Origin of the sequence: Archangium violaceum, assembly GCF_016887565.1 — a bacterium.
Classification (GTDB): domain Bacteria; phylum Myxococcota; class Myxococcia; order Myxococcales; family Myxococcaceae; genus Archangium; species Archangium violaceum_B.
Map to the genome: position 1 here is coordinate 11,108,944 of NZ_CP069396.1, position 16,905 is coordinate 11,125,848.

13 protein-coding genes are annotated in these 16,905 nt (G+C 70.0%); 8 read left to right on the forward strand and 5 right to left on the reverse strand.

Features of this window, described 5'->3' with window-relative positions:
* The first annotated feature begins 55 nt into the window (after positions 1-55).
* Complete coding sequence (locus JRI60_RS44200) at positions 56-1,984, forward strand: glycosyltransferase family 39 protein (RefSeq protein ID WP_204222078.1); 1,929 nt, start codon at positions 56-58, stop codon at positions 1,982-1,984.
* 25 nt (positions 1,985-2,009) lie between these two features.
* On the opposite strand, the gene JRI60_RS44205 is transcribed toward JRI60_RS44200, so the two are convergent.
* Positions 2,010-3,167, reverse strand: a complete 1,158-nt coding sequence (locus JRI60_RS44205; RefSeq protein ID WP_204222079.1) for an acyltransferase family protein — start codon at positions 3,165-3,167, stop codon at positions 2,010-2,012.
* 195 nt (positions 3,168-3,362) lie between these two features.
* Here JRI60_RS44205 and JRI60_RS44210 point away from each other — a divergent pair, with 195 nt between their 5' ends.
* The 6 genes from JRI60_RS44210 to JRI60_RS44235 all read left to right on the forward strand — a co-directional run bounded on the left by JRI60_RS44210 (position 3,363) and on the right by JRI60_RS44235 (position 11,010).
* Complete coding sequence (locus JRI60_RS44210; protein WP_204222080.1) at positions 3,363-4,787, forward strand: MBOAT family O-acyltransferase; 1,425 nt, start codon at positions 3,363-3,365, stop codon at positions 4,785-4,787.
* 40 nt (positions 4,788-4,827) lie between these two features.
* Positions 4,828-5,805, forward strand: coding sequence for a hypothetical protein (locus JRI60_RS44215; RefSeq protein WP_204222081.1), 978 nt, complete (start codon positions 4,828-4,830; stop codon positions 5,803-5,805).
* Between the two features lie 120 nt (positions 5,806-5,925).
* A complete protein-coding gene (locus JRI60_RS44220) occupies positions 5,926-6,252 on the forward strand; it encodes a c-type cytochrome (protein WP_204222082.1) in 327 nt (108 codons plus the stop codon).
* 119 nt (positions 6,253-6,371) lie between these two features.
* Complete coding sequence (mfd, locus tag JRI60_RS44225; protein ID WP_204222083.1) at positions 6,372-9,950, forward strand: transcription-repair coupling factor; 3,579 nt, start codon at positions 6,372-6,374, stop codon at positions 9,948-9,950.
* 44 nt (positions 9,951-9,994) lie between these two features.
* Positions 9,995-10,153 carry a hypothetical protein gene (locus JRI60_RS44230; protein WP_204229497.1) on the forward strand — a complete coding sequence of 53 codons (159 nt, stop codon included), beginning with the start codon at positions 9,995-9,997 and terminating at the stop codon, positions 10,151-10,153.
* 53 nt (positions 10,154-10,206) lie between these two features.
* Entirely contained in the window at positions 10,207-11,010 is an 804-nt protein-coding gene (locus tag JRI60_RS44235) for a hypothetical protein (protein WP_204222084.1), read from the forward strand.
* A 23-nt stretch (positions 11,011-11,033) separates the two neighbouring features.
* On the opposite strand, the gene JRI60_RS44240 is transcribed toward JRI60_RS44235, so the two are convergent.
* The 4 genes from JRI60_RS44240 to argE form a co-directional block, all read right to left on the reverse strand.
* Positions 11,034-11,879 (reverse strand): OmpA/MotB family protein, encoded by an 846-nt coding sequence (locus JRI60_RS44240; RefSeq protein WP_204222085.1) that lies wholly within the window; start codon positions 11,877-11,879, stop codon positions 11,034-11,036.
* Positions 11,880-11,959: 80 nt separating this feature from the next.
* Positions 11,960-13,639, reverse strand: coding sequence for a diguanylate cyclase (locus tag JRI60_RS44245; protein WP_204222086.1), 1,680 nt, complete (start codon positions 13,637-13,639; stop codon positions 11,960-11,962).
* Between the two features lie 149 nt (positions 13,640-13,788).
* Positions 13,789-14,385: a hypothetical protein gene (locus JRI60_RS44250; RefSeq protein WP_204222087.1), complete on the reverse strand. Its 597-nt coding sequence runs from the start codon at positions 14,383-14,385 to the stop codon at positions 13,789-13,791.
* Positions 14,386-14,558: 173 nt separating this feature from the next.
* Positions 14,559-15,719 (reverse strand): acetylornithine deacetylase, encoded by a 1,161-nt coding sequence (gene argE, locus JRI60_RS44255; RefSeq protein ID WP_204222088.1) that lies wholly within the window; start codon positions 15,717-15,719, stop codon positions 14,559-14,561.
* Positions 15,720-15,899: 180 nt separating this feature from the next.
* On the opposite strand from argE, the gene JRI60_RS44260 reads away from it, so the two are divergent.
* Positions 15,900-16,901, forward strand: coding sequence for an SCO family protein (locus tag JRI60_RS44260; protein WP_204222089.1), 1,002 nt, complete (start codon positions 15,900-15,902; stop codon positions 16,899-16,901).
* Positions 16,902-16,905 lie beyond the last annotated feature (4 nt).

Consider the following 16,905-nt stretch of genomic DNA (forward strand, 5'->3'; position numbering starts at 1 on the left):
CTCCCAAAGGGAGAGGGAGCATGCGAAACCCAACCCTGTCCACGAACTTCTCCGAATGTCCGCGCTGCTGCTCCCGCTCGCCCTCACGTTCCTGTACCGGGTGTGCAGGCACCTCGGTGCCGGACGTCGCCCGGCGCTGCTCTGGGCGGTCCTCGTGTGGACGCTCGCGCTGACGGCCGTCACGGAGCTGCTGAGCCTCTTCAGGCTCATCACCTTCGTCTCGCTCCTCGGCTTCTGGAGCAGCGTCGTCGTGGGCCTCGCGGGCTGGCTTCTCGTGCTCCGGCGCCGGAGGGCGGCCAGTTCCACCCCGGAGGAGAAGCTCGAGTTACCGCGAGAGCCCACCACACGGTTCGCGCTCGGCCTGCTGGCGCTGCTGCTGCTCGCCATCGGCGTGACGGCCCTGGTGGCGCCGCCGAACACGGGTGACTCGCTGTACTATCACATGAGCCGGGTGGCCCATTGGGCGCAGAGCCGGAGCGTGGCGCACTACCCCACGCACGTGCTGGCGCAGCTCCACCAGAACCCGGGCGCCGAGTTCATCATCCTCCACCTGCAGGTGCTCAGCGGGGGGGACCGCTTCGCCAACCTGGTGCAGTGGACCTTCCTCGCCTTCAACCTCGTGGCGGTGTCGCTGGTGGCGGCCCGGCTGGGGGCCCGGCCCTCGGTGCAAGTCTGGGCGGCGGTCTTCGCCGCCACCGTGCCCATGGGCATCCTCCAGGCCTCGAGCACCAAGAACGAGCACGTCCACGCCTTCTGGCTGCTGTGCTTCGTCCACGGCTTCCTGCGGCTGCGAGAGCGGGTGAGTCGGGGCCTCGTGCTCGCCACGGGCGCGAGCCTGGGCCTGGCCATCCTCACGAAGATGACGGCGTACTTCTATGCCTTCCCCTTCGTGCTCTGGTTCGCCGTGGACATGCTGCGCTCGCGCGAGTCCTTCCGGCGGCTGCTCGCGCCCGCGCTGACCATCTCGGTCCTGACGCTCGCGCCGAGCAGCGGGCACTACCTGCGCAACCAACACCTCTATGGCCGGCCCACGGGCCCCGCGGGCGAGGTCAACGTCTACAAAGAGGGCGACTCGTACGTCTATTACAACGAGGTGCTGTCGCCCTCGGCGCTCGTGTCCAACACACTGAGGAACGCGGCGCTGCACCTGGGCACGCCGGTGGGGCGCTTCAACATCCACTTCACCGAGCGGCTCGTGCGCGGGGTGCACCGGCTCATCGGGTTCGACGTGAACGACCCGCGCACCACCTGGGTCACCACCTCGTTCGCCGCCGGGCTCGCGGGGGCCTTCCGCAATGAGAACTACGCGGGCAACCCCCTGCACTTCGTCCTCTTCGTGGCCACGGCCTGCGTGTTGCTCTGGCGGTGGCGCCAGACGCCGGGCGAGCAGCGGGCCTACCTCGCCTCGCTCGGGGGAGGCTTCCTCATCTTCTGCCTGGCGCTGAAGTGGCAGCCCTGGAACAGCCGGCTCCACCTGCCGCTCTTCATCCTGAGTGCCCCGCTGGTGGCCGTGGGGCTCGCCGCGCATGGGAAGCGGCGTTGGGCCGACGCCGTGATGCTCGGGCTGCTGCTGGCCTCGTTCGTCTGGGCCCTCGGCAACGAGACCCGGCCGCTCGTGGGCCACGGCTCCATCCTCACGCGGAGCCGGGAGGAGCAGTACTTCAGCGACACCGGCACCCGGGACGCCTACGAGGGAGCGGCCCGGTACATCCGGGAGCACGGGCGCACTCGCGTCGGCCTCGTCTTCGGAGGCGACGCCAACAGCCAGCGCGAGTACCCCCTCTGGGCACTGCTCGCCGGCTCGCCCTCCCCCATCCGGGTGGAGAACGTGGACGTGCGCAACGTCTCCCGCCAGCTCGCCGATCCGAGCTTCTCGCCGGACGCCATCGTCTGCTTCCAGTGTGGCGAGGCCCAGGTGGCGCGCTACCGCAGCAGCGCGCGCGAGGTCCACGCGTTCGGCTCGGCCTGGGTCTTCGAGCCCTGAGCCCTCCCGGAGCGCCGCCGAGCGCTCACCGTGTGGTGGGCTCGGCGGAGGGAGCCCGCCGCTCACCCGCCGAGAACAGGCGCTTGCCCAGGCCCACCAGCGGCTTCTCCAGCACGTAGTAGCTGAGGGCCGCGCAGGCGAAGGCGGCCACGAGGTTCAGCGGCAGTTCCTGGAATGGGCCGAAGGGCAGCGGGCGCTTCATCACCGCGCCCACCAGGAAGAGTTGCTGCCACAGGTAGAGGCTGTACGAGAGCCGCCCCACCCAGGCGAGGGCCGGGGATTCCAACACCCTGCCGAGCAGCCCCGTGGGATGGAGCACGGTGCCCACGAGGAAGAAGGGGAGGAGCAGCGCCCACCACATGGTGTTGAACGGCAGCAGCGAGCCCTCCAGGCAGATGGCGGCCAGCACCACCAGGGCGGCCCAGGTCCACCGCGAGGCGAACAGCTTCCGAAGCCACTGCTCGCGAGACCCGTGGAAGAGCAGCAGCGCCGCGAACGCGCCCCAGAGCAGACCATCGATGCGGATGTCCGTGCGCACGGACATGTCCATCTGGGTGAGCCAGGCCGCGGTGGGGTGGAAGCGGATTTCAATCCAACGCCAGAAGGCCACGCCCCCACCCAGCAGGGCGGTGAGCCAGAGCGCGCGTCGTGAGCCAGCGAGCACCAACAAGCCGGGCCAGAGCAGGTAGAAGTGCTCCTCGATGGCCAGCGTCCAGAAGTGCCCCGTGTACCAGGTGCCGACCCGCGCGGGCGACAGGTAGTTCCGGTAGAAGAGGAACGAGCTGAGCAGGTCCTCGCGATGGATGGCCAGCAGCCCGGCGCCCGTCAGCGCCGTCACCGTCAGCAGGTAGGCCAGGCACGCCGGCAGGATGCGGAGGACGCGGCGCCCGTAGAAGTGCTGGAGGCGGATGCCGCCCGTCCGCTGCCGCTCCTGGAGCAGCCGATAGGTGATGAGGAAACCGCTCAGTCCGAAGAAGAGGGCCACGCCCTCGGCGCCGTACCGGGTGAGGTTGTGCCAGAAGCCTCCCGGCCCCTCACGCGCGAGCAGTGGCGCATCGGACGCGTGGCAGATCATCACCGCGAGGATGGCAATGGCCCGCCAGCCATCGAGCGTCGGCAGGTAGCTGGCCCGCTGCAGCTCCGTCACTTCCGGCTGCTTCTCCACCGTCTGAAGTGATGTCACCCGGCACCTTTCATCGGAGGAGGGATGCTTTCCAACGGCGCCCTATCTGTCAATGCAACGGTGCCCTATCTGTCAATGAACACCGCTGACATCCAGACTGTTGCCTGAGTGGCAGGCAGCTCCCCTCGCGGGCCCCCGAGCCCGCGCGCCTCCGGCCAAGCACCCGAAGATCGGCTGCCGCGGGCACTGGCACACATGGTCTTCAACTCCCTCTCGTTCCTGGCCTTCCTGGCCGTCTGCCTCGTGCTGCATCACCTGCCGCTCACGTGGCGGGTCCGGAAGCTCAACCTGCTGGTGGCCAGCAGCCTCTTCTACGCGGCCTGGAACCCGCTCTTCCTGCCGCTGCTCTGGTACGCCATCACCCTGGACTGGTTCCTCGCGCGCGCCCTCGCCTCGGCCCGGACGCCCGCCCGGCGCAAGGCCCTGCTCGGTGTGAGCCTCGCCAGCAACCTGGGGCTGCTCGCCTTCTTCAAGTACGGGCCGTTCCTCGCGGACAACACCAACGCCCTCTTCCTCGCGCTCGGCGTGCCGCTGCACGTGCCTCGGGTGGACGTCGTCCTGCCGGTGGCCATCTCCTTCTATACGTTCGAGTCGCTCGCCTACACGCTCGACGTCTACCGGGGACACGAGAAGCCCTGGGACTCGTTCCTCGACTTCGCCCTCTTCCTCACCTTCTTCCCGCACCTGGTGGCCGGTCCCATCGTCCGGCCCCGTGACTTCCTGCCCCAGTGCACCGAGCCGCGGCGCGCCACCCCGTCCCAGCTCCAGTGGGGCCTGCTGCTGCTGGTGCTGGGCGTGTTCGAGAAGGCGGTGCTCGCCGACGGGCTGCTCGCGCCGCTGGTGGACACCGTGTTCTCCCCGGGCGCGCGGCCCTCGGCCGGGGAAGCCTGGAGCGCGGCGCTCGCCTTCTCGGGGCAGATCTTCTGCGACTTCGCGGGCTACTCGCTGTGCGCCATCGGCGTGGCGCTGTGCTTCGGCTTCCACCTGCCGGACAACTTCCAGAGCCCCTACGCGGCGGTGGGCTTCAGCGACTTCTGGCGCCGGTGGCACATCTCCCTGTCGAGCTGGTTGCGCGACTACCTCTACATCCCGCTCGGCGGCAACCGGCACGGGCCCGCGCGCACGCACGTCAACCTGATGCTGACGATGCTGCTGGGCGGGCTGTGGCACGGCGCCTCGTGGACCTTCGTCGTCTGGGGCGGGCTGCACGGGCTGTTCCTCATCGCCGAGCGGATGCTGCGGCCCTTCCTGGAGAGGCCACGCTGGACGCGGGGACCCCTGGGGCGGCTCACGGGCGTGGCGGTGACGTTCCTGGGCGTCTGCTTCGCCTGGGTGTTCTTCCGCGCCCCGGACTTCGCCACCGCCTTCACCGTGGTGCGCGCCATGGTGGGCGCCTCGGGAGTCCACGCGGGAAGCCTGTTGAGCCAGTTCGACATGGGCCTGGCGGTGCTCACCGTCGGCGCGCTGCTGGCCGTGCAGTGGCGCTACCGCGACGTGCCCCTGCCGGAGGTGTTCACGTCCGTTCCCTGGTGGGCCTCGGCGAGCGCCATGACGGCGATGCTCGTGGCCCTCGTCACCGCCACCGGAGTCGACCGTGCGTTCATCTACTTCCAGTTCTAGCAACGCGCCCGAGTCCGGCGCGCTGGGGCGGGTGTGGTGGGTGGCGCTGCTCGCGGCGGGGGTCCTCCTGGCGGGCACCGAATGGGGTTGGCGCGTCCGTGGCTTCCAGCCGAGCGTGAAGGACACCCCGGAGCTGTGGTCCCTGGCGCGGGCCCGCGCGAGCGAGGGCGACGGTCGCGCCGTGGTGATGCTGGGCTCGTCGCGGTTCCAGGTGGGCCTGGTGCCCGAAGTGCTGTCCCAGTCGCTGGGCGAAGCACGGGTGGTACAGCTCTCCATCAGCGGCTCCAGCAGCCTGCCGGTGCTGGAGGACCTCGCGGCGGATGAGCACTTCCGAGGGCTGGTGCTGTGCGAGGTGAGCCCGACGCTCTTCTTCTCGGTGGAGCCCAACGAGGTGCGCGCGAGGCCCGCCTCGTACGTGGCGCGGCACGCGCACCGCACCTTCGTGGAGGACTGGGAGACGGCGCTGCGGTTGCCCTTCCAGGAGCACCTCGTGGTGCTGCTGTCGGCGGTGCAACCCAAGGGCGTGCTGCACCACCTGCTGGTGAACCGGACGCTGCCGCCGCCCCCCCTCAACCGCACCCGGGCCGACCGCCACCAGCCGTCCGACTTCGAGGGAGTGGACCTCGCGGCACTGCGACAGTCCTGGGAGCGGCGCTACCAGGACGCGCACGGGAGGACGCCGGAGCCCGCGGAGTTGGAGTCCCAGCTGGAGCGGGTGTCCGCCCAGGTGGAGCGCATCCGGTCGCGCGGTGGAGAGGTCGTCTTCGTGCGGATGGTCTCCTCGGGCGCGGTGCGGCGCATCGAGGACACGCGCTACCCGCGCGCGCTGTACTGGGAGCGGCTCCTCGAGCGCACGGGCAGCCAGGGTTTCTCCTTCGAGGACAGCCCCGCGCTGGCCCGCTTCGAGTGCCCGGATGGCTCGCACCTCGACTCCCGGTCGGCCCCCGGGTTCACCCACCTGCTCGGGCAGGAGCTGCTGCGCCGGGCACCTGGCAGGCTGGCCGCCCGCGATCCCTGACCGACCCGGACGCGGTGTGCGGGTGCGCGGCCCCGGGAGGTTTGCCTCTGGCCACCGGCCTCCCGGTCGGTCGACACTGAGCGCCTTCCCGATCTGCCTCCTCCGAGGAGACCCCCCACCATGAAGACCCGGATCGCCCTGCTGCTGTCCTTCTCCCTGGCCACCACCGCCTCCGCCGCCGACGAAGCCGCCGCCGAGCTGTGGACGCAGAAGTGCAAGTCCTGCCACGGACCGGATGGCCGGGCCCAGACCCAGATGGGCAAGAAGGAGTCCATCGTCGACCTGTCCCAGCCGGCCTGGCAGAAGGCCCAGAGCGACGACGACATCCGCGAGGTCATCTCCGAGGGCTCCTCCCGCAACAAGAAGATGAAGCCCTACAAGGAGAAGCTGACCCCCGAGCAGATCGACTCGCTCGTGAAATATGTCCGCACCTTCAAGAAGGGCTGAGTAGGTGGTTGTAGGCCCGGGGCCCCAGGTGCCTGTCGCCAACCGGGCCCCTCGCTCTCCCGTTGACCCCCACCCCTCCGGCTCCTAATTACCCTGGGGCGCTCCGAGGCGCCCCACGGATGGACACTCCTTTTACCCAGAAGCTCGATGTGGAAGCGCTCCGCGCGCCTCCGATGGCTGGGGACCCTTTCGCCCGAGTGCTGGAGTTGCTGCGCGCCGGGCAGCGTGTCCGCACGCAAGGGCTCCAGGGGGCCGCTCGAGGCCACGCGCTCGCCCAGCTGACGCGCACCCTGAAGGCGCCCCTCGTCTGCGTCACCACCGACGAGGAGTCCGCGGATGCCCTCGCGAATGACCTCGCCTTCTTCCTGGGCGGGCGGGGCACCCCGCGCGAGCCCCACGTCCTGCGCCTGCCGGCCGACGAGGTGCTCCCCTACGACGAGGTGTCCCCGGACGCGGACGTAGTCGCGGACCGGCTCGGCGCCCTCTTCCACCTCCACCAGGGCACGCGCTTTCCCGCGCTCGTGCTCTCGCTGCGCGGCCTGTTGCGCAAGGTGCTGCCTCCGAAGGTGATGGGCGAGCTGTCCGAGCGCCTCGTCGTGGGCCAGGACTTCGACCGGGACGAGCTTGCGCGCAAGCTCGCCAACATGGGCTACCAGTCCAGCCCGCTGGTCGAGGACCTGGGCACCTTCTCCGTGCGCGGTGGCCTGGTCGACGTCTTCAGCCCGCTCTACGAGAAACCCGTCCGCATCGAGTTCTTCGGCGACACCATCGAGTCCATCCGCGCGTTCGATCCGGAGACGCAGCGCACGGTGGACGCGCTCAAGGAGATCATCCTCCTGCCGGCGCGCGAGGTCATCTTCTCCGAGCAGACGCGCGTGAACGCCGAGGCCGCCGCCCGGAGCGTGGCCGACCGCATCAACCTGCCCACCACGAAGCTGCGCGAGCGCCTCGACGCCATCCGCGAGGGCATGCCCGGCTTCGGCCTGGAGGCCCTGCTGCCCGGCTTCTTCGAGGGGGGCCTGGGCACCGTCTTCGACTACCTGACGCGGTGGCACGCGGAGCCGCTCTTCTACCTGGACGATCCCCTGGGCCTCGAACGTGTCGCCGGGGAGCTGTGGAAGGAGGTGGAGCGCTCCGCCGAGGCGTCCGACGCGCGGCAGGATCTCGCCTATCCGCCGGGAGAGCACTTCCTCACCCATGAGCAGGCGGAGAAGCGGCTCGCGGCCTTCCGCGTGATGGAGGGAGGGGGCCTGTCGCTCACCCAGGGCGAGGCGCCGGTGCACTTCCCCTTCGGCACCACGCAGGACGTGCGCGAGGCCATCCTCGCCCACCACGGAGAGGAGGGCGCGCTCACGCCGCTCGTCGAGCGCCTCCAGCGCTGGCGCGACACCCGCATCGCCTGCGCGGTGGCGTGCGGCACGCTCAGCCAGGCGGACAAGCTCAAGCGCCTGCTGCTGGACCGCAACGTGATGGTCCGCGTCCACACCGAGCCGCTCGTGGATGCCTCGAAGCTCTACGAGCCCTCGGTGCATGCCCACCTCTTCACGGGCGAGGTGAGCCACGGCTTCGTGGATGGGGCCGGTGGCCTCGCGGTGCTCTCGGACGAGGAAATTTTCGGAGCGCGCTCCCGCCGGCGCGTGCGGCGCTCGAAGAGCCTGGATGCCTTCGCCTCGGGCTTCAAGGACCTGAAGGAAGGCGACATCATCGTCCACACCGACTTCGGCCTGGGCCGCTACGCGGGCCTGACGAAGATGCAGGTGAACGGGGTGCCCGGGGACTTCCTCGTCCTGGAATACGCGGGCCGGGACAAGATCTACCTCCCGGTGAGCCGCATGCGGCTCATCCAGAAGTTCACCGGTGGAGACCCCACCCAGGTGACGCTGGACAAGCTGGGGACGACGTCCTGGGAGAAGACGAAGAAGAAGGTCAAGGAGCAGCTGCTCAAGATGGCGGCGGACCTGCTCAACATCGCGGCGGCGCGCCGGGCGCACCCGGGCCACTCCTTCAGCGCGCCGGACCGGTACTTCGCCCAGTTCGAGGCGGACTTCGAGTTCGAGGAGACGCCGGACCAGGCGAAGGCCATCGAGGACGTGCTCAACGACATGCAGAAGTCCGAGCCGATGGACCGGCTCGTCTGCGGAGACGTGGGGTACGGCAAGACGGAGGTGGCGATGCGGGCCGCCTTCAAGGCGACGTTGGATCGCAAGCAGGTGGCGGTGCTGGTGCCCACCACGGTGCTGGCGCAGCAGCACTACCTGTCCTTCAAGAAGCGCTTCAAGGACTACCCGGTGGTGGTGGAGGTCATCTCCGGGATGAAGAAGCCGCCCGAGGTGCGGGAGATCCTCAAGCGCGCCAGGGACGGCAAGGTGGACATCCTCATCGGCACGCACAAGCTGCTGGGTGGGGACGTGGCCTTCAAGGACCTGGGGCTGCTGGTGGTGGACGAGGAGCAGCGCTTCGGGGTGAAGCACAAGGAGCAGATCAAGAAGCTGCGGGCGATGGTGGACGTGCTCACGCTGTCGGCGACGCCGATTCCGCGCACGCTGCACATGGCGATGTCGGGCGTGCGCGAGATGAGCATCATCGCGACGCCGCCGCAGGATCGGCGGGCCATCCGCACCTTCGTGATGAAGTTCGACGAGCAGACCGTCAAGGACGCCATCGAGCGCGAGGTGGCGCGCGGAGGCCAGGTCTTCTTCGTACACAACCGGGTGGAGTCGCTGCCCGCGATGGAGGACACGCTCAAGAAGCTGGTGCCGCACGTCTCCATCGGCGTGGCGCACGGGCAGATGGGTGAGGGCCAGCTCGAGAAGGCGATGCTGGAGTTCACCGAGCGGAAGTACCAGATGCTGCTGTGCACCAGCATCATCGAGAGCGGCATCGACATCTCGAGCGCCAACACGATGATCGTCAACCGGGCGGACACGTTCGGACTGGCGCAGCTCTACCAGTTGCGAGGGCGGGTGGGCCGCTCGAAGGAGCGCGCGTACGCGTACCTGCTGGTGCCGGCGCGGACGACGATCAGCAAGGACGCACAGCGCCGCCTGGAGGTGTTGCAGCGCTTCACGGAGTTGGGGGCGGGCTTCACGATCGCCAGCCACGACCTGGAGATCCGCGGCGCGGGCAACCTGCTGGGCGCCGAGCAGTCGGGCTCCATCTCGGCGATCGGCTTCGACCTGTACGCGCAGTTGCTGGAGGAGGCGGTGGCGGAGGTGCGGGGCGAACCGCCCCGGGTGCAGATCGAGCCGGAGATCACCATGCCCCTGGCCGCGCTCATCCCGGACGACTACGTGCCGGACGTGCACCAGCGGCTGGTGTTCTACAAGCGCTTCAGCCAGGCCAGCAATCCGGACGAGGTGCAGGACCTGCGGTCCGAGCTGGTGGATCGCTTCGGCGAGGCTCCGGACGAGGTGGACAACCTGTCGGAGCAGACGCTGCTGAAGATCGACATGAGGGATTTGCGGCTGCGCGCGTTGGAGGGAGGTCCGGGTCGGCTGGTGGTGACACTGGGCGCGGACGCGCTGCTGGACGGGATGCGGGTGGCGACGCTGGTGCAGAAGTCCAAGGGCGTCTACCGGCTCACGCCGGACATGAAGCTGGTGGTGAAGCTGGGTGCCGAGGTGCGGGACCAGGCACTCATCGCCGAGGCCAAGAAGGTGCTGCGCGACCTCGGCACCTGCGCTCTGCCGCAGGCGTGACGGGTTGCTTCACCTCGACGTCCACCGGGATGAGGTCCCATTCCATGGTGAAGACACGGGCGAAGAGCACCTGGAGGCTGGCGGGTTTTCTCCTGGTGCTCGTGGCGGCCCTTGGCTCCCAGGCGGAGCGGGCTGCGTATGAAGGGAGCGAACGCCCCAAAGGCTTCCAGGGCCAGGTCTACCTGCCCGTGGACTGCCGCTGAGCGGGCGGCCAGCGCTTGAGGCGCATCTGCCCGCTGTAGTAGGGCGAAAGGCCATGACCTCGGAACCCTCCCCGGTGCTCGAGTTTCCAGCGTGGCTCCATGGCACCACCGCCGCCATCCGCCGCAAGGCGAGAGCCGAGGGCCAACGGTGGGCGCGGGCTTACCTCAAGACCGGTGCCTTTCCCCTGCCCCGGCAGATGCGCCCGGTGCTGCCCGGCGAGGTGCTGGTGATGCACTCGGCGGGCGAATTCGACCTGGGCACCACACGTTGGTGGATAGACATGTTCATCGGCGTCTTCATGGGCTTGGACGAAGGTGCCCCGGAGGTGGAGGACCAGCGCATGAGGGACGCCTTCGAGTCCTTCTGCCTGCGCACTCCCTGGGGTGCCATCTACCAGGCCGCGGCTCCGTCCCCGCCGCGGAGTGCGGAGCGCATGGCGAAACGGCTCGCCTCGGTGCTCCGCTTCTGGGATGTGCTCCAGGGCCCTCGCTATGCGTACAGGATGCCCGGCACCCACCACTCCCTCGACGACCTCATGGCGTACATCTACCGCCCGACCCTGGAGGCATGGTGCCCCGGAGGCCCTGCCCCGGTCCGCGAACACCTGGCCCTGACGGTGGAGCGCATGGCTCGCGCGACCCGAGAGGATTGCCTGGAGGCCGTGTTCCGGGTCATTCCCGGCCTGGTGGAGGCGAACACGGACCTCCAACACCGCGAGCTGCTCAGCGACCCGGACTTCGTGCGCGAGCGCCTCTCCGCGCTTTCCCCGGAGAGGTTCGAGGATTTCTCCAGCGCCTACAGATACACGGTGAACGGGCAGTTGTACGCCTGGGACAGGGAGTTGGGGCGGCATTAGCCCGCTCGCCTTCTCCGCGCGCCTCAGCGCCCGCCCGTGCCCATCCCGGGCGCCAGGACAATCTCGATGCGCCGGTTGAGGCTGCGATGCTCCGGCGAGTCGTTCGCCGCGATGGGCTGGTACGGGCCATAACCCGCGGCGGAGAGCATCGTGGGGTCCACCCCCGCGTCCTGCAGCGACCGCACCACCGCCATCGCTCGCGCCAGGCTCAGCTCCCAGTTGCTCGGGAACGGGCCCTTGGCATCCGTCGGCACGTCATCCGTGTGGCCCTCTACCCGGATGATCTTCCCCTGCACCCCCTTGAGCGCCTCGGCGATCTTCGCCAGGGCCGCCTGCCCCTCCTTGCCCACCTTCGCCGACCCGGAGGCGAACAGAATCTTGTCCTTGAGGTTCACCGTCATCCGGCCCTTCAGCTCGGACAGCTCGATTTTGCCCTCGGAGATCTCCTGCTCCAGGCTCTTGGCCAGGCTCTCGTACTCGGCGCTCTTCTTCTCCAGCGCCTCCTTGGCCTCGGTCAGCTTGCGCTTGGAGCTGGCCAGCTCGTCGTTGAGCGCGGTGAGCTCGGCGTTCTTCTGCTCCAGCGCCCGGCGCTCCGCGGCCCCCGCCGTCAGCCTCGCCTCGGCGGTGGTGAGCCGCGTGGCCAGCGCCTCCTTGTCTCGCTCCAGCCCCGCCACCTGCTCCTCCAACCCCTTCACCTTCTCCTCCAACCCCCGCACCTTCTCGTCGGCCGCCGTCCGCGCGCCCTGCTCCGCCTTCAGCTGCTCCTCCAGCGTCTGGGCGTTCTGCATCGCCAGGTCGTACTTGCCCTGGGTGACGCAGCCCGTGCTCAGCGCGAGCGTGCACAGCGCGGTCATCAGTCCAGTCCTCATGTTGTGCTCTCCCGAAGATGGTTTGAGCACAAATGTACCGACTGGACGCGCGATGGCCAGCGGGAAGTACCCGCCTCCCGTCAGCGGTGCTGACCCGAGCGGCCGGCCTCGACGAGCGCGCGGGACAGGTCGTCCATCACCCGCAGCAGCTCCTGCCGCACCTCATCGGAGGAGTTGCGGAGCTGCGAGGTGATGGTGTGCAGCGTGTCTCCCGGAGCGGAGGCATCGTGCAGCATGCGGGCGGCGGTGCGCGTGGCGGTGAGGGGGCCCTCCACGTCCTCCGCCACGAGCCGGCGCAGCCGCTCCATGACACTGCTGGTCGCCGAGTGGGGAGCGGCGGCGGAGGCGGCCGGCACCGGTGGCGGCGGCGGATCCGTGCTGAGCGAGGCCGCGCACACCCGGTTGCGGCCCTGGCGCTTGGCGGAGTAGAGCGCCGCGTCGGTGAGCTCCATCAGGTCCGAGATGGAGGTGGCGTGCACGGGGAAGCAGCCCACCCCGACGCTGATGGTGAGCGCCCGGCTCCCGCCCCTGGCGCCGTGCACCATGGCGCCCTCCACCGCGACGCGGAAGCGCTCGGCGGCGATGAGCCCGTGCTCCAAATCCGTCTCGGGGAGGATCATCGCGAACTCCTCGCCACCGTGGCGGGCGACCACGTCCGTGGAGCGCGCCGTCTGCCGCAGCCGCGAGGACACCTCGCGCAGGGCCTGGTCACCGGCGCTGTGGCCGAGGTTGTCGTTGACCTGCTTGAAGAGGTCCAGGTCCAGCAGCACCAGCGTCATCGGGTGCTTGTAGCGCTGGGCGCGGCGGAACTCGACGCCGAGGGCCTCGTGGAAGTAGGCGCGGTTGTAGAGCCCGGTGAGCGGATCCGTCACCGCCACCAGCATGGCGCGGTCTCGCGAGGTGCGCAGCTGACGCTGGCGGCGCTGGCGGCGCAGGGTGCTGCCCATGCGGGCGGCCAGCTCGGCCATGGGCGTCTGCAGCGTGAGGTAGTCGTCGGCTCCCGAGTCGAACGCCGTCACGCGCCGCGAGGTGGACTCGGAGTCGTCCACCACGATGATGGCGGGGGCCTCCTCGTCGAAGCCGAAGCGCTTGAGGAGCGGCTGCTCCCCCTCGAGCGCGATGGAGTAGCTGACGATGAGCAGATCCGCGTCGGTGGTGGTGAGGCGCTGGGCGGAGGCGCGCTGGGTGAGCTGGAACTCGCTGCCCACGGGCGAGCCCCTGAGCGCCCTGGCCAGCCGCTCGCCCACCACGGGCATGTGGTGGATGATCTCCACGCGGGCCTGGGGCGGGGTGGGAGCCTCCTGCTCGCGCATCACCCGGGCCATGGCCTCGTGCTGCGCCAGCAGCTGGGCGCGCATCTTGCCCAGCGAGATGAACGAGCGCACGCGCGCCAGCATCTCGGCGTCGGGGGCGGTCTTGGTGAAGAAGTCGTCGGCGCCCACCGTCAGGCCCGTCACCCGGTCCTCGGATGAGTCGAGCGAGGTGAGCAGGAGGATGGGCGTGTTGGCGGTGCGCGGATGGTCGCGCAGGCGGCGCGTCAGCTCGTGGCCGTCCAGGCCCGGCATGATGACGTCGAGGATGAGCAGGTCGAAGGGATGGGGCCCATCGGTGGCGAGCTCGAGCGCCTCGCGAGGCGAGGTCAGCATCACCACGTCCAATCCGCTCTCCTTCAATCGGGAGCCGATGGCTTCAAGAGCAATGGGGCTGTCGTCCACGAGGAGGACGCGGCCGGAGGTGCTGAGGGAAGTGAGCGCTGCCATGGGGTCCGTTCTGCCCTCGAGGCTATCAGAGTGGAGGGATCGGATGGATGAGGGGGGCGACATTTCGTTCACCCGGTTGAGTCCCCGCTCCCCGGACGAGGTGGCCATACCCGCGGTCCTGGGCCTCGTGTCCGGGGGTGGGGCTGGAGTCACCAGGAGAGGACGTAGGTGCAATGCGGTCCGCCGTTCTTGCGGCACGGCTTGGACTCGTCGTGCGTCACGCGCACGCCCCGCTCGTAGCGGCGGGACAGGGACATGAGGATGCCCATGTCGAAAGCACACGGGTAGGGGGTCGCGCACACGGAGATGATACGCCGTTGTCCCCGCACCGGCTCGTAGCCATAGTGCCCGATGCCCTCCTCCATCCGGCCGGTCCCCGGGTCGAACATCGGCCTGCCGTGCTTGCGGTGGTTCATGTGGTACGCCACATCCAGGGACTTGAGGGCGCCGTGGATGTCCTGGGCTCCCGGGGGAAAGGTCGCGTTGCGGGGGACGGCCATGCCGATCTGCGTGACGACCCCGTCCCCCAGCTGCCTGCTGATCTGCTGGAAGCACAGGAGCCACGCCCGCTGCGAGTACCACGCGTCCAATTCCAGGTGCGCCACGCCGCTGGGGCCTGGCCGGCCAATGCCCTCGTCCAGCAGATAGGCGCTCGCGAGCACCGCGAATTGACTGAAGCCATCCAGCACGGAGCGCACCGCCAGGCCGATGACCTCGATGCCCTCTTCGAACGGGACGAATTGCATGTGCTTGGACTCCCTGGCCGTGGCCCTGAGCGGCACGTCCACCGGATGACACTCCGGCCCCACGGCGCGGGACTGTACCACCCAGGTCATGTCCGGGGACAAGCCCGGGCGGCGCGCCGATCGCGCCCCGGCCCCTGGCAGGCACCGGAGGATGACCCGGTGCGTCTTGACGCTCAGCGCCCGGAGTCTCCAGGGGCGCCGCAGAAGCGCGCGATGGCCCGCGAGAGGTACGCCTCGCACCGCACCAGGTCCTCCACGGGGACGTACTCCCCCGTCTGGTGGGCCACGCGGATGTCTCCCGGGCCGAACACCACCGCCTCCGCGCCCAGCTCCGTGAGCTGAGGGGCCTCGGTGCCGAAGGGCACGGTGATGGGGGCGTTGCCGGACAGCTCCGCCAGCACCCGCACCACCTCGGCGTCCGCCCGCGTGTCCACCGCCGGCTCCGAGCGCAGCAACCGGATGCGCGCCTCGTAGCCGGGCTCGTCGCGCACCAGCTCCTGGCGGATGGACTCCAGCAGCTCCAGCACCCGCTCCTTGGGCTGCCGGGGGATGGGGCGCCACTCCACGACGAAGCGGCACGCCCCGGCGATGACGTTGGCCGCCTTGCCTCCGCCGATGACGCCCACGTTCACCGTGGTGAAGGGAGGCTCGAAGGAATCGTCGCGCTCCTCGCGCAGCCGCGTGCGCGCCAGCGTCTCCAGCTTCTGCAGGAAGCGCCCCGCGCGGAAGATGGCCGAGGCGCCCTCGTCCGGGTACGCGCTGTGCCCCTCCTTGCCCCGCACCTCCACCTCCGCCAGGCAGTAGCCCTTGTGCGCGCGCACCGGCACCAGCGAGGTGGGCTCGCCCACGATGGCGTGCCGTGCCCTGCCCTTGCCCAGCGCCACCAGGTGCTTGGCGCCCTCGCAGCCCAGCTCCTCGTCGGCCGTCAGCAGCACCATGAGGGGGGCGCGCAGCGGCCCCGTGTAGTGCGTCACCGCGTGCAGCGCGCAGGCGATGAAGCCCTTGGTGTCGCACGCGCCACGGCCGTAGAGCCGCCCGTCGCGCTCCGTCAGCCGCAGCGCGTCCGTCCACGCCGTGTCGTACGGCACACAGTCCGTGTGCCCCACCAGCGCCAGCTCCGCCCGCTCCTCGCCCCCGCCGCCCTTCACCGCCACCAGGTTCACCTTTTCCACCCCCGCCCCGTCCCGGTAGTGCAGCCGCTCCACCCGGAAGCCCGCCTCCACCAGCCGACCCTGGGCCAGGTCCACCAACGGCGCGTTGGGGCGAGAGGACGTCGTGTCCAGGGCGACGAGCTCCGACAGTGTGGTGCGAAGCGCGGGCAGGGTGTCACTCACGGGTGGGGCCTCCAGAGCCGCCCAGGGGGGATTCACTCTCGAAGGTCCCACATCACTCCCGGAGGAGTCCAGGCTCCCCGTGCGTGGAATCCGACAGGTGACACACCCTCCAGGGCGTCTCGCCGCCGCGGCCCGCCCGCCTTAACTCAGCCCCCACCTGCGTGGCAGGGGAGACCAGACATGGCGGGTGGAGGAGCACGAGGGCTGCTGTTGGTACTGGCCGTGCTGCTGCTCGCCGCCGGGTGCCGGCGTGACAAGGCCGAGGGCCTGGCCGCTGTCCCCGAGCAGCCCGCTCCGGCCCTGGAGGCGCCCCGGGCCTCGGGCGGGAGGTTCCGGCTGAGCGAGCAGCGGGGAAAGGTGGTCCTCCTCTCCTTTGGCTACACGGCCTGTCCGGACGTGTGCCCCACCACCCTGTCCCAGCTCCGCCGCGTCTACGAGCAGCTGGGCGCCGCCGCCCGGGACGTGGAGGTGGTGTTCGTCTCGGTGGATCCGGAGCGCGACAGCGCGGAGCGGCTCGAGACGTACGTGCATGCCTTCCACCCGCGCTTCACGGGCCTGCGCCTGGAAGGAGACGCGCTCGCGGCGGTGCTGTCCGGCTATCGCGTCACGGCGTCCCGCCGTTATCCGGACGCCACGCGCTACCGCGAGCACCGGTTCGCCGGAGACATCCCCTACACCGTGGACCACACGGGGGCCTACTTCCTCATCGACAAGCGCGGCGTGCTGCGCGAGCGCCTGCCCTATTCGGTGCCGGCCGAGCAGCTCCGGGCGGGGGTGGAGCGGCTCCTGTCGGAGCGGGAGCCTCGCGCGTCCGTGCCCGGGATACAGGTGGAGGGGGCGCTCGCGCGTCTGACGCCCGCCCAGGTCGGGGCCGTCTACTTCACGCTGGTGAATACCGCCGGAGGGGAGGATCGGCTCGTGTCCGCCGAGGCCTCCTCCGCCGAGCGGGTGGAGTTGCACGAGGTGGTCGCGGAGGGAGAGATCCTCCGGATGCTCCCGAGGCCCGAGGGCTTCGGCGTGCCGGCGGGAGGCCGTGTCGAGCTGAAGCCGGGGGGCAAGCACCTCATGCTGTACTCCGTCCGGGGCTCGCCCGAGAGCATCCGCCTCACCCTCCATTTCGAGAAGGCGGGCGCCGTCCAGCTCACCGTTCCCGCCTCGGGGCCGGGCGCGGACGGGCCTTGAGCTC

Bases quoted from the DNA above. Each gene is read 5' to 3' on its own strand.
- JRI60_RS44235 (WP_204222084.1), top strand. From the start codon at position 10,207: ATGACCTCGGAACCCTCCCCGGTGCTCGAGTTTCCAGCGTGGCTCCAT.
- JRI60_RS44200 (WP_204222078.1), top strand. From the start codon at position 56: ATGTCCGCGCTGCTGCTCCCGCTCGCCCTCACGTTCCTGTACCGGGTG.
- mfd (WP_204222083.1), top strand. From the start codon at position 6,372: ATGGACACTCCTTTTACCCAGAAGCTCGATGTGGAAGCGCTCCGCGCG.
- JRI60_RS44220 (WP_204222082.1), top strand. From the start codon at position 5,926: ATGAAGACCCGGATCGCCCTGCTGCTGTCCTTCTCCCTGGCCACCACC.
- JRI60_RS44210 (WP_204222080.1), top strand. From the start codon at position 3,363: ATGGTCTTCAACTCCCTCTCGTTCCTGGCCTTCCTGGCCGTCTGCCTC.
- JRI60_RS44250 (WP_204222087.1), bottom strand. From the start codon at position 14,385: ATGCAATTCGTCCCGTTCGAAGAGGGCATCGAGGTCATCGGCCTGGCG.
- JRI60_RS44260 (WP_204222089.1), top strand. From the start codon at position 15,900: ATGGCGGGTGGAGGAGCACGAGGGCTGCTGTTGGTACTGGCCGTGCTG.
- JRI60_RS44245 (WP_204222086.1), bottom strand. From the start codon at position 13,639: ATGGCAGCGCTCACTTCCCTCAGCACCTCCGGCCGCGTCCTCCTCGTG.
- JRI60_RS44230 (WP_204229497.1), top strand. From the start codon at position 9,995: ATGGTGAAGACACGGGCGAAGAGCACCTGGAGGCTGGCGGGTTTTCTC.
- JRI60_RS44240 (WP_204222085.1), bottom strand. From the start codon at position 11,879: ATGAGGACTGGACTGATGACCGCGCTGTGCACGCTCGCGCTGAGCACG.